11 protein-coding genes are annotated in these 12,362 nt (G+C 67.5%); 8 read left to right on the top strand and 3 right to left on the bottom strand.

Annotation, left to right across the window (positions count from 1 at the left end):
• Window positions 1-26: 26 nt before the first annotated feature.
• Window positions 27-1,001: a heme A synthase gene (locus tag EU513_RS06730; RefSeq protein WP_129625117.1), complete on the top strand. Its 975-nt coding sequence runs from the start codon at window positions 27-29 to the stop codon at window positions 999-1,001.
• 257 nt (window positions 1,002-1,258) lie between these two features.
• The gene (locus EU513_RS06725) at window positions 1,259-2,086 is read left to right on the top strand and encodes a hypothetical protein (RefSeq protein ID WP_129625116.1); all 828 of its coding nucleotides are present in this window, start codon (window positions 1,259-1,261) and stop codon (window positions 2,084-2,086) included.
• Between the two features lie 18 nt (window positions 2,087-2,104).
• Here EU513_RS06725 and EU513_RS06720 read toward each other — a convergent pair whose 3' ends face one another.
• Window positions 2,105-3,067: a heme o synthase gene (locus tag EU513_RS06720; protein ID WP_129625115.1), complete on the bottom strand. Its 963-nt coding sequence runs from the start codon at window positions 3,065-3,067 to the stop codon at window positions 2,105-2,107.
• A gap of 223 nt (window positions 3,068-3,290) precedes the next feature.
• On the opposite strand from EU513_RS06720, the gene tkt reads away from it, so the two are divergent.
• The 6 genes from tkt to pgl are packed head-to-tail and all read left to right on the top strand — an operon-like array spanning window position 3,291 to window position 11,598.
• The gene (tkt, locus tag EU513_RS06715; protein WP_129625114.1) at window positions 3,291-5,501 is read left to right on the top strand and encodes a transketolase; all 2,211 of its coding nucleotides are present in this window, start codon (window positions 3,291-3,293) and stop codon (window positions 5,499-5,501) included.
• Window positions 5,502-5,560: 59 nt separating this feature from the next.
• Window positions 5,561-6,676, top strand: a complete 1,116-nt coding sequence (gene tal / locus EU513_RS06710; protein WP_129625113.1) for a transaldolase — start codon at window positions 5,561-5,563, stop codon at window positions 6,674-6,676.
• Window positions 6,673-8,310 carry a glucose-6-phosphate isomerase gene (locus EU513_RS06705; RefSeq protein WP_129625112.1) on the top strand — a complete coding sequence of 546 codons (1,638 nt, stop codon included), beginning with the start codon at window positions 6,673-6,675 and terminating at the stop codon, window positions 8,308-8,310. The genes tal and EU513_RS06705 overlap by 4 nt, the downstream gene beginning before the upstream one ends.
• On the top strand, window positions 8,307-9,851 hold the full coding sequence (gene zwf / locus EU513_RS06700) for a glucose-6-phosphate dehydrogenase (protein WP_129625111.1): 1,545 nt from the start codon (window positions 8,307-8,309) through the stop codon (window positions 9,849-9,851). The genes EU513_RS06705 and zwf overlap by 4 nt, the downstream gene beginning before the upstream one ends.
• Window positions 9,848-10,801 carry a glucose-6-phosphate dehydrogenase assembly protein OpcA gene (locus EU513_RS06695; RefSeq protein ID WP_129625110.1) on the top strand — a complete coding sequence of 318 codons (954 nt, stop codon included), beginning with the start codon at window positions 9,848-9,850 and terminating at the stop codon, window positions 10,799-10,801. Before zwf ends, EU513_RS06695 begins: the two co-directional genes overlap by 4 nt.
• Window positions 10,802-10,833: 32 nt before the next feature.
• Window positions 10,834-11,598 carry a 6-phosphogluconolactonase gene (gene pgl, locus EU513_RS06690; protein WP_129625109.1) on the top strand — a complete coding sequence of 255 codons (765 nt, stop codon included), beginning with the start codon at window positions 10,834-10,836 and terminating at the stop codon, window positions 11,596-11,598.
• A gap of 103 nt (window positions 11,599-11,701) precedes the next feature.
• Here the strand turns inward: pgl and EU513_RS06685 are convergent, their stop codons facing one another.
• Window positions 11,702-12,052 carry an RNA polymerase-binding protein RbpA gene (locus EU513_RS06685; RefSeq protein WP_129625108.1) on the bottom strand — a complete coding sequence of 117 codons (351 nt, stop codon included), beginning with the start codon at window positions 12,050-12,052 and terminating at the stop codon, window positions 11,702-11,704.
• Between the two features lie 20 nt (window positions 12,053-12,072).
• Window positions 12,073-12,318, bottom strand: coding sequence for a preprotein translocase subunit SecG (secG, locus tag EU513_RS06680; RefSeq protein ID WP_129625107.1), 246 nt, complete (start codon window positions 12,316-12,318; stop codon window positions 12,073-12,075).
• Between the last annotated feature and the right edge of the window lie 44 nt (window positions 12,319-12,362).

Here is a 12,362-nt window from a genome sequence, read left to right as displayed (position 1 = left end):
ACGAATGACGACGAATGGCACCTGACATGACGAGCACCCGGACCGACCACGACCTGAGCACCTGCGAGGCGGCGGGTTCAGCCGGACGCGGGTTCCTCCTGCCCACACTCTCCTCGCGTCCCCTTCCCCGCTGGCTGACGACGCTGTTCTGGTTGAACCTTGCCTGCCAGATCGGCATCGTGGTGACGGGTGGACTGGTCCGCCTCACCGGCAGCGGTCTCGGATGTCCCGAATGGCCGCAGTGCGTGGAGGGGTCGATCACGCCCACGCGCCACCAGGAACAGTCGTGGCACAAGTACGTCGAGTTCGGCAACCGCACACTGACCGGCCTGCTGAGCATCGTGGCTCTCGCCCTGCTGATCGGGATCATCAAGGGCGCACCGCAGCGCAAGGGGCTGCGACTGCCGACCGCGATGGTGCTGTTCGGTATCGCGCTGCAGGCGATCGTCGGCGGCGTCACGGTGTTGACCGGCCTCAACCCGGCGATCGTCGCCGCGCACTTCATGATCTCGATGCTGCTGGTCGCAGCATCCGCCTGGCTGGTGTGGCGCGGCCGGGAAGGTGACGCGCCCGCGCGACTCATCGTCCGGCCGGGCATCTGGCGCCTTGCTCAAGGCGTCGCCGCGTTCACCGCGGTCGTGCTCCTTCTCGGCACCCTGGTCACCGGCTCGGGTCCGCACTCCGGGGACGCCGACGAACCCGTCCGTCTCGGACTCGACCCGCGCACGATCTCCTGGTTGCACGCCGATGCCGTCATGCTCTTCGTCGGACTCGTGATCGGCGTGCTGGTCGCCGTCCGCCTCACTGCACCCGGCACCAACGCCCCGCGCGCCTGGACCGCACTGCTGATCGTGACCCTGCTGCAGGGACTGATCGGGTACGTGCAGTACTTCACCGACCTGCCCTGGGTGCTCGTGCTGCTGCACATGCTCGGTGCGTCGCTGCTCGTGGCGAGCGTCACCTGGGCGCTGCTGTCGCTTCGGGTCCGCGAGGACGTGTAGCCGCTCGCCGGACGCATCGTCACGATTCGGCGTACGCAGCAGACAGAGCGCCGCCGGCGGGCCATGCTGTGATTCATCACACACCAGGGGGAATCATGAGCGCTCGTCTCGTCCGGACAGCGGTTATCGCCACCGGACTTCTCGTCATCAGCGGTTGCGGAAGCGAGAAGGTCGCTGGTTCGTCGCCGCCCGGGTCCACTGCTGCGCCATCGTCGACATCGTCCACCGGTTCGACGAGCAGCCCGACGACACCGCCCGTGAAGACCGCCACGTGCCCGGCACGGGCGCAGCAGTCACCGACGTGGGTACCGCAGCCGGCGACACTGGCAGGGACGTCCGATTCCCTTGTGCCGCCGGGTGTCCCGACAAGTGCCGTCATCTGCAGCTACCCGGCCGGCACCAACATGGACCAGCAGGTGGCAGGGAAGACCTTCCCCCTCGCCACATCGACGACCCTCGCCGCCGGGCTCGACCGGATCCCGAACGATCTCGGGTACCAGATGAGAGCCCGTTCGTCCGTTCGGGCATGCACCGCCGCGGGTGGCCCAGTCACCAACCAGCTGCTCGGACTCACCTACCCGACCGGGACGGTCTGGGTGGCGGCTCAGGACGACCCGAACAACTGCTCCACCACGTCGAACGGCACGTTCACGGCGGACCCCGCATTCGGCCGCGTGCTGACTGATTCGGCGAAGCAGGCCAGATGGGTGGCTCCGCCGCGGGACGGGGGGTGTTCGCGTGGGACGGGACGAGTCGGAAGCGACCGTGACCTCATCCCGGGTGACCCGATCGGATTCACCGTCTGCGACGCGAGCAACGCCATGCGCCCACCCTCTGCAGCGCTGCGCACCGAGGTCATTCGTGTCCTGGGGGCCCTACCGACGACCACAGCACAAGGTTGGAGTTCATGCGGCCAGGCGCCGAAACCCCAGCAGAACCGATCGTTGGTCTTCGACTATGCCTCCGGTCCGGCTGTGTCGATCGACGTCTTCGTCGGATGTACGCCGGAGTTGATGGGTGCAGGTCGGCAGGCGAAGAGCGCTGCGCCGATCGTCGCGCTGCTGCGGGAGAACGGCTACCTGTGAGGCGGTCGCCGGTGGCGACTACAGACCTGGGAGGGCGGCGTACAGGATCGGGTCGAGGGCGACACCGAGGAAGACCAGCGTCAGGTAGCTGATCGAGTAGTGGAACAGCCGCATCGGCTTCAGCACCGAGTACGGCACTCCCTGCTTGGCGCGCGCCTGCAGCTTGTGCGCCTCGACCAGGAACAGTGCGCCGGACAGCACGGCGAGCACGGTGTAGATCCAACCCATCGGGGCGACCGGGATCAGCACCAGCGTGGTCAGCACGGTCACCCAGGAGTAGATGACGATCTGCCTGGCGACCGCGGTGTCCTGCGCGACGACCGGGAGCATCGGCACACCGGCGTTGGCATACTCGTCCTTGAAGCGCATCGACAACGGCCAGTAGTGCGGCGGCGTCCAGAAGAACACGACCAGGAACAGCACGAGCGCCGACCACGACAGCGAGTCGGTGACGCTGGACCAGCCGATCAGCACCGGCATGCAGCCGGCGACGCCGCCCCAGACGATGTTCTGGGAGGTGCGGCGCTTCAGCAGCATCGTGTAGAAGCCGACGTAGAGCACGATCGCGCCCACCGACAGTGCAGCCGACAGCCAGTTGACCAGCAGGCCGAGCCACAGCGTCGAGGCCACACCGAGCACGGACGCGAAGATCAGCGCGTTGCGCGGGCAGATTGCGCCGGTGACCAGCGGGCGACCCTCGGTCCGGTGCATCAGCTTGTCGATATCACGGTCGAGGTAGCAGTTGAACGCGTTCGCGGAACCGGCCGACAACGAGCCGCCGACAAGGGTGGCCAGGATCAGCCAGACATTCGGGATACCGCGCTCGGCCAGGAACATCACCGGGAAGGTGGTCACCAAAAGGAGTTCGATGATCCGCGGTTTGGTGAGGGCGACGTAGTCGGCAATCACCTGGCGGGTGGAGCGATCGGTCGATCCGGCGTCGTTCGTACGGCCGGCCGTACGCGGCTCGATCGTGGTCACGATGCTCCTTGACGATGGTTCGTGCGGTGAACGCGCACGAACTCGAGTCTATCCCTTCGGTTCCGGCCGCCCGAACGCTCACCCGATGTGCCGGCGTCCGACGCGAGTGAGACTCGCCACCCCACGGCGCCCCAGTCGACCCGCACGCAGCCGACACCGACGCGTGCGTCAGGTCTAGGCTCGAACACGAACCCAATCCTCCGTTTCGAAGGAGCCCTCACACGTGACCACGGACGCCTCCCCCATCGCCGGTCGAGACGACAGCCTGACCCTGCCGAAGGCCGACGCGGTCGGCTGGACCGACCTCGACGTCCGCGCAGTCGACACCGCGCGCATCCTCGCGGCCGACGCGGTGCAGAAGACCGGCAACGGTCACCCCGGCACCGCGATCAGCCTCGCGCCGGCGGCGTACCTGCTCTACCAGAACGTGATGACCCACGACCCGTCCGACCCGCACTGGTTGGGTCGGGACCGGTTCGTGCTGTCGGCCGGACACTCCAGCCTGACCCAGTACATCCAGCTCTACTTCAGCGGCTACGGCATGGAGCTGTCCGACCTGGAGGCGCTGCGCACCTGGGAGTCGGCGACGCCCGGCCACCCGGAAACCACGCATACCACCGGTGTCGAGATCACGACCGGTCCGCTCGGCTCGGGCTTCGCGTCAGCGGTGGGCATGGCGATGGCCCAGCGCCGTCAGCGCGGTCTGCTTGACCCCGACGCACCGCAGGGCGAGAGCCCGTTCGACCACCACATCTATGTCGTCGCCGGTGACGGCTGCCTGATGGAGGGCGTCAGCGGCGAGGCCAGCTCGCTCGCCGGCACCCAGAAGCTCGGCAACCTGATCGCGATCTACGACCAGAACCAGATCTCCATCGAGGACGACACCGACGTCTCCTTCACCGAAGACGTCAAGGGCCGTTACGAGTCCTACGGTTGGGAGGTCATCGAGGTCCCGTGGCGCAAGCAGCACGGCACCACCGACCCCGGTTACGTCGAGGACGTCGACGCCCTCTACGCCGCTTTGCTGAAGGCCAAGACGCAGGCCGACAAGCCGAGCCTGATCATCCTGCGCACGGTCATCGCCTGGCCATCGCCCACCAAACAGGGCACGGGCAAGTCGCACGGTTCGGCACTCGGCGACGAAGAGGTCACCGGTCTGAAGACGCTGCTCGGCTTCGACGGCCGCAAGACCTTCGAGGTCAGCGACGCCGTGATCGACCACGCCCGCGGTGTCGTGCAGCGCGGCAAGAAGGCGCGCGCCGATTGGGACGCCAAGTACGAAGCGTGGCGCAAGGCCAACCCGGACAACGCGACGTTGCTCGACCGCCTGGTCGACCGCAAGCTGCCCGAAGGTTTCGAGAAGGCGCTCCCCACCTTCGAGGCCGACGAGAAGGGCATCGCCACCCGTGCGGCGTCCGGCAAGATCCTCACCGCGCTGGCCGACGTCATGCCGGAGCTGTGGGGCGGTTCGGCCGACCTCGCCGAGTCGAACAACACCACGATGGGCGGCCAGCCCTCGTTCATCCCGGCCGATCGGCAGACCGAGGAGTGGAAGGGCAACCCGTACGGACGCACACTGCACTTCGGTGTTCGTGAATTCGCAATGGGCCTGGCCCTCAACGGAATCGCCCTCGAGGGATTGACCCGTCCGTACGGCGGCACCTTCCTGGTGTTCTCCGACTACATGCGTCCGGCGGTGCGCCTGGCTGCCCTGCAGAACATCCCGGTCACGTTCGTCTGGACCCACGACTCCGTCGGTCTGGGCGAAGACGGTCCGACCCACCAGCCGATCGAGCACCTCGCCGCGTTGCGCGCGATCCCGATGCTGGACGTCGTCCGCCCGGCCGACGCCAACGAGACCGCCGTCGCATGGCGCACGATCCTGGAGACCACCGACCACCCCGCCGGTCTGGCGCTGTCGCGTCAGGCGCTGCCGACGATCGACCGCAGCGAGTACGCGTCTGCCGACAACGTCGCCAAGGGTGCGTACGTGCTGGCCGACACCGACGGCACGCCGGACGTGATCCTCATTGCCACCGGCTCCGAGGTGTCCGTGGCCATCCAGGCGCGAAAGGCGTTGGAGGGCAAGGGCGTTGCTGCCCGAGTCGTCTCCGCTCCGTGCCTCGAATGGTTCGAGAAGCAGCCGAAGAGCTACCGCGACCAGGTGCTTCCGCCGTCCGTCAAGGCGCGCGTCAGCGTCGAGGCCGGGATCTCGATGCCCTGGCACCGCTACGTCGGCGACGCCGGCCGCTGCGTGTCGATCGAGCACTTCGGTTCGTCCGCCGACGGCGCACTGGTGCTGAAGAACTTCGGCATCACTCCCGACCACGTCGTCTCGGCGGCGCAGGAGTCGATCAAGGACGCCACGAGCGGTGACGCTGTCCCCGGCGTCGACGTCGAGGTGCCCGTCTGGCCGCTGTCGAAGCGGCACTGAGCGCCGCCTGAACTTCGCTCCGTCACAAGCACATACAGCTGATTCCCGAGAGGAATGACATGACCAACAGCAACACCAAGGCACTGTCCGAGGTCGGAGTCTCGATCTGGCTGGACGACCTGAACCGCACGATGCTCGAGCAGAACGAGCTGGCCAAGCTGGTCGAGGAGAAGAACGTCGTCGGTGTCACCACCAACCCGACGATCTTCGCCACCGCACTGTCGGACGGCGCTGCCTACGACGAGCAGGTGAAACTGCTCGCTGCCGACGGAGCAGATGTCGACGAGGCGGTCTTCCTGATCACCACCGACGACGTCCGCACCGCGTGCGACCAGTTGATGTCGGTCTACGACAGCACCGACGGCAAGGACGGACGCGTGTCGATCGAGGTCGACCCGCGACTGGCCAAGGACACCGACGGCACCATCGAGAGCGCGAAGAAGCTCTGGAAGAGCGTCGACCGCCCGAACGCGATGATCAAGATCCCTGCGACGCAGGCAGGCCTGCCGGCCATCACCGCCGTTCTCGCCGAGGGCATCAGCGTCAACGTGACGTTGATCTTCTCCCTCGATCGCTACCGCGCGGTCATGAACGCCTATCTCGAGGGTCTGGAGCAGGCCGACAAGAACGGACACGACCTGTCCAAGATCCGTTCGGTCGCGTCCTTCTTCGTCAGCCGCGTCGACTCCGAGATCGACAAGCGCCTCGACGAGATCGGTACGGACGAGGCCAAGGCGCTCAAGGGCAAGGCCGGTGTGGCGAACGCCCGGCTGGCCTACCAGGCCTTCGAAGAGGTCTTCTCGACCCCGCGTTGGCAGTCGCTCGCCGACGACGGCGCCCACGTCCAGCGCCCGTTGTGGGCCTCGACCGGTGTGAAGAACCCGGAGTACAAGGACACCATGTACGTCGTCGACCTCGCCGTCGCCGACACGGTCAACACGATGCCGCCCAAGACGCTCGACGCGCTCGCCGACCACGGTGAGGTCGCGGGCGACCAGGTGACCGGTGGCTACGACGGTGCCCGCGAAGTGCTCGCCCAGCTCGACACCGTGGGCGTCGACTACAACGACGTCGTGAAGGTGCTCGAGGACGAAGGCGTCAGCAAGTTCGAGGGCTCCTGGGGCGAGCTGCTCGACTCGGTGAAGGGCGAGCTCGACAAGGCGGCCGCCAAGTGAGCAACATCGAGGTACTGCCGGTAGGCGCTGCCGCCGACGCGATCGAACGGCACCTGCCCGAACTCGTCCAGGACAATGTCGCGAGCCGCCTGTTCGCGCAGGACGCGACGCTCTGGGGCAAGGACGCCGAGAGCGAATCGGCCAAGCGACTGGCCTGGGTAGGGCTCGCCGAGTCCTCGCGTCCGCTGGTCGCCGAGATCGAGGACCTGCGAAAGTCGCTGCAGGACAAGGGCGTCAGTCGAGTCGTGCTGTGTGGCATGGGCGGATCGTCGCTGGCTCCCGAGGTCATCTGCGCAACCGCCGGGGTGCCGATCACCGTTCTGGACAGTTCGCAGCCGGACATGGTGCGCGCGTCCGTCCAGGAGCAGCTCGACCAGACCGTCGTCGTCGTGTCGTCGAAGTCGGGCGGCACGGTCGAGACCGACTCCCAGCGCCGGGCGTTCGTCGACGCGTTCGAGAAGGCGGGCATCGACCCGACCGAACGCATCGTCGTGGTCACCGACCCGGGCAGCCCGCTCGACGAGCAGTCCCGCAAGGACGGCTACCGGGTGTTCAACGCCGACCCGGACGTCGGAGGTCGCTACTCGGCTCTCACCGCGTTCGGACTGGTGCCGAGCGGTCTGGCCGGTGCCGACATCTCAACACTGCTGGACGAAGCTGCTTCTGCCACAGAGGAATTGGGTGCCGACGACGACTCGAACCCGGGCCTGCGTCTGGGCGCCGCGATCGGTGGCACGCAGCCGTTGCGCGACAAGCTGGTCTTCGTCGACGCCGGTACCGAAGCCGTCGGGTTCGGCGACTGGGTCGAGCAGTTGATCGCCGAGAGCACCGGCAAGCAGGGGAAGGGTCTGCTTCCGGTGGTCGCCGGTCAGGCATCGGTCGACACCGACGAGCAGACGGACGACGAGTTGGTAGTCCACCTCACCTCCGGTGACCCCGGCACGCTGAGCGGCGACGCCGTCGCCGTCTCGGGCACGCTCGGCGCCACGTTCCTGTTGTGGGAGGTCGCCACGGCGGTTGCCGGGCGGTTGCTCGGCATCAACCCGTTCGACCAGCCCGATGTGGAATCGGCGAAGGAAGCGGCCCGCTCGATGCTCGAGTCGGGCACCGGTGCGGCGGACGACCCGGCGTTCACCGACGGTTCCATCGAGGTGCGCGCTTCGGGCGACTTCCTGGGTAGCGCTTCGACGGCAGCGGACGCGATCGCAGCCTTGTTGCGCGAGGTGCCGAAGGACGGCTACCTGGCGATCATGGCCTACCTCGACCGCATCGCCGACCGGTCGCTGGCCGACGTCCGGCAACTGTTCGTCCGTTCGTTGCACCGTCCGGTCACGTTCGGCTGGGGCCCGCGCTTCCTGCACTCCACCGGTCAGTACCACAAGGGCGGACCGGAGTTCGGTGTGTACCTGCAGATCACCACCGAGCCCCGCGAGGATCTGTCGGTGCCCGGCCGCGACTTCACCTTCGGTGACTTCGTCGCAGCGCAGGCCGCCGGCGACGCCAAGGTGCTGGCCGACAAGGGACGTCCGGTGCTGCGTGTGCACCTCACCGACACCGAGCAGGGCATGAGCGATCTCACCCAGGCGATCCGCACCGCGACCAGTTCGCACGCGGGTTCGCAGGGCGACTCGTGACCACTGCTCGCGTCGCACGCGGGATCAACCCGTTGCGGGAGGCGGCCGACCGCCGCCTCCCGCGCATCGCGGGTCCGTGCAGTCTGGTGATGTTCGGTGTCACCGGAGACCTCGCCCGCAAGAAGCTGCTGCCCTCGATCTACGACCTCTACAACCGCGGTCTGCTGTCCCCCAGCTTCTCCCTCGTCGGCTTCGCCCGGCGCGACTGGGAGGACCAGGACTTCGGACGCATCGTCAAGGCCGCGGTCAAGGAGGGCGCCCGCACGGGCTTCTCCGAGGACGTCTGGCGTGACCTGTCGAAGGGCCTGCGATTCGTGCCCGGTGCCTTCGACGACGACGAAGCCTTCGACGAGTTGGCCCGCACCGTGGAGGAACTCGACCAGGAGCGCGGTACGGGCGGCAACCACGCGTTCTACCTGTCGATCCCACCGGCCGCGTTCGGCACCGTCTGCCAGCAACTCGAACGCTCCGGCCTGTCGACGCCCAAGCCGGACACTTGGCGTCGCGTGGTCATCGAGAAGCCGTTCGGTCACGACCGCGAGAGCGCCCGGAAGCTGAACGAGATCGTGGGTGCGGTCTTCCCCACCGACTCTGTCTTCCGGATCGACCACTACCTGGGCAAGGAGACCGTCCAGAACATCCTGGCGCTGCGCTTCGCCAACCAGTTGTTCGAACCGGTCTGGAACGGCAACTACGTCGACCACGTACAGATCACGATGGCCGAGGACATCGGCATCGGAGGTCGCGCCGGCTACTACGACGGCATCGGCGCCGCCCGCGACGTCATCCAGAACCACCTGCTGCAGTTGCTCGCAATCACCGCGATGGAGCAGCCGAACTCGTTCTCCGCCAAGGCTCTTCGCACCGAGAAGGAGAAGATCCTCGCCGCGGTGAAGCTGCCCGCCGACATCGGCAAGCACACCGCGCGGGGTCAGTACACCGCGGGCTGGCAGGGCTCGGAGAAGGTCATCGGCTATCTCGACGAGGACGGCATCGCGAAGAGTTCCACTACCGAGACGTACGCCGCGATGAAGCTCGAACTGGCCACCCGACGCTGGGCGGGCGTGCCGTTCTATCTGCGCGCCGGCAAGCGACTCGGCAAGCGGGTGACCGAGATCGCCGTCGTGTTCAAGCGTGCCCCGCACCTACCCTTCAACGAGAACTCGACCGAGGAACTCGGCCAGAACGCGATCGTCATCCGTGTGCAGCCCGACGAGGGCGTCACCATCCGCTTCGGGTCGAAGGTGCCCGGCGCGGGCTCGATGGAACTGCGCGACGTCACGATGGACTTCGGCTACGGCACCGCGTTCACCGAGTCGAGCCCCGAGGCTTACGAACGACTCATCCTCGACGTCCTGCTCGGCGACCCGCCGCTGTTCCCGCGACACGAGGAGGTCGACCTGTCCTGGCAGATCCTCGACCCGGTGGAGCGGTACTGGGAACGGCATGGCAAGCCCGCACCGTACGAGGCCGGTACGTGGGGACCGACGACGGCCGACACGATGATGAAACTCGACGGCCGCTCCTGGAGGATCCCGTGATCGTCGACCTGCCCAGCTGCAACACCCGCGACATCTCCAAGCAACTCCTCAGGCTGCGTTCGCAGGTCGGTGCAGTGACTCTCGGTCGGGTGATGACGCTCATCGTCGTCACCGACGAGGCCCACGCGGACGCCGCGATCGACGCCGCCGCGGAGGCCAGCAGGGAGCACCCGAGCCGCATCCTCGCTCTGGTCAGCGGACACCGTCGCGCGGCCAGCCGGCTGGATGCGCAGGTGCGCGTCGGCGGCGAGGCCGGTGTCAGCGAGCTCGTGGTGATGCGGATGTACGGCGAACTCGCTCGACACGGCGGCAGCATCGTCACTCCGCTCCTGCTGCCCGACTCGGCGGTCGTCGCGTGGTGGCCGGGTGCCGGGGAGACCGAACTGGCCGGCTCGTCCGTCGGCTCGCTGGCCGGACGACGGATCACCGATGTGTCCTTGGACAAGAACCCACGTCGGGCATTGGCCCGTCGAGCCGAAAACTACACGCCCGGTGACACCGACATGGCGTGGTCGCGCACGACCAGGTGGCGAGCGCTGCTCGCGACGGCATTGGACCAGTCTCCGTTCGAATCGGTCGATTCGGTGACGGTGACGGGTGCATCCGATTCAGCCAGTGCCGACCTGCTCGGTGGGTGGCTCGCCGTCCGGTTGCGTTGCCCGGTCCGACGGGTGTCTGCTGCGGCCGGTCGCGGGTTGGTCAGCGTCCGGATGGAGCGTGCGAGTGGACCGATCGTGTTGGAACGCGCGACCGACGACCAGGCGACGCTCACCCAGCCGGGTCACCAACCGCGTCCGTTCCCGTTGCCCCGGCCGACCACGGCCCAGGCGCTCAGCGAGGAGCTGCGGCATCTGGACAAGGACGAGGTCTACCGACTCGCGCTGCAGAACATCGGGCTGATGAGAACAACTTCGGCGGCGAAGCAGACATCATCGAGCAAGAGCACGTAACCCTCTCCCCCGCACGCACAACGAGGAGCGCCGTGAGCGACCGCACGATCGAGGTCCGTCCCGACAGGAATGAACTGGCAGCGGCGATCGCCGAAGCCCTCGAGCAGGCGGTCGACGCGGCACTGCGACGCGGACGGAACGCGCACATCGCGCTGACCGGCGGCTCCATGGGCCAGGAACTCATGAAGGCCTGGGTCGCCCGCGCCGACGACGAGCGCGACTGGACGCGCGTGCACATCTGGTGGGGCGACGAACGTTTCGTGCCCGCCGGCGACGACGACCGCAACGACAAGCAGGCGGACGACGCGGGTCTGAAGAAGCTGGGCGTCCCGGCGAACAACGTGCACCGCATGCCCTCGAGCGATGACGGTGGCGTTGCCGCGGGAGCCGAGGCATACGCTCAGGAGCTGGCGGAGTTCACCGACGTGACTGCGGTCGGTCTGCCGGAGAAGCCTCAGATGCCGACCTTCGACGTCCTGATGCTCGGCGTCGGGCCGGACGGTCACGTCGCGTCCTTGTTCCCCGGCCACCGCGACCAGTTGGTCGACCGGGTCACCGTCGTTGCGGTGCAGGATGCCCCGAAGCCGCCGCCCACTCGCCTCAGCCTCACTTTCCCCGCGCTCGCGGAGGCGCGCGAGGTCTGGCTCATGGTGGCCGGCGAAGACAAGGCGGACGCCGTCGCGACTGCCTTCAGTTCCAGCGACCCGATGGAGTGCCCGGCCTCCGTCGTCGGCGGCCAGGTGAGCACAACCTGGTGGCTCGACACCGCAGCAGCCTCGAAGGTCGAGCAAAGCTGATCCCGGTGGTCGAGTAGGTGCGCCGGCGCTGCAACCGGTCATGAGAGGCCCCGAAAACGACGATGCCGCCCGAACCGTGGTTCGGGCGGCATCGTCGTTCGAGCTACTTGATCAGACCGCGGTTGCGCAAGGTCTCCAGCGCCTCGTCCAGGATGACGGCGCCTTCGGCGTCGCTACGACGCTCCTTCACGTAGGCCAGGTGCGTCTTGTACGGCTCGGCCTTCGGCGGAGAAGGAGGGTTCTCCTGGTCCTGACCGGCCGGGAAACCGCAGCGCGGGCAGTCCCACTGCTCCGGCACGACCATGCCCGGCTCCTGCGCGAAGCTCGGCTTGGTCTCGTGCCCGTTGGAGCACCAGTACGAGATGACGACTCGGGGTGCGGACTCGCCGCGCTCCGCTTCGCCCATGGGTCCGGCGCCGACTCGGCTACCCCGGATTGCGTTTCCACCTGCCACGATCGTTCTCCTTCTGGTGCTTAGGCGCTGAAGCGCGCGACGAGCCCCAGCCCGACGATCGCCGTGATCCAGGTCAGACCGGCGATCACCGTGAGGCGATTGAGGTTCTTCTCGGCGACCGAGGAGCCGCCGAGGTTGCTGCTGACACCGCCGCCGAACATGTCGGACAGGCCACCGCCCTTGCCCTTGTGCATGAGGATCAACAGCACCAGGAACAGGCTGCTGAGCACGACCACCGCCTGCAACGCGATCCGCACCGCATCCACGTCGGGAACTCACCTTCGTCGGGAACATTCGGCAGTCGCCGAAC

This window comes from Yimella sp. RIT 621, from assembly GCF_004146205.1.
Lineage (GTDB): Bacteria > Actinomycetota > Actinomycetes > Actinomycetales > Dermatophilaceae > Yimella > Yimella lutea.
The sequence above is the reverse complement of the archived record's forward strand: the minus strand, read 5'-3'. Positions and strand labels throughout refer to the sequence as shown.

Coding starts and splice junctions, on each gene's coding strand:
- EU513_RS06730 (WP_129625117.1), top strand. CDS start 27: ATGACGAGCACCCGGACCGACCACGACCTGAGCACCTGCGAGGCGGCG.
- tal (WP_129625113.1), top strand. CDS start 5,561: ATGACCAACAGCAACACCAAGGCACTGTCCGAGGTCGGAGTCTCGATC.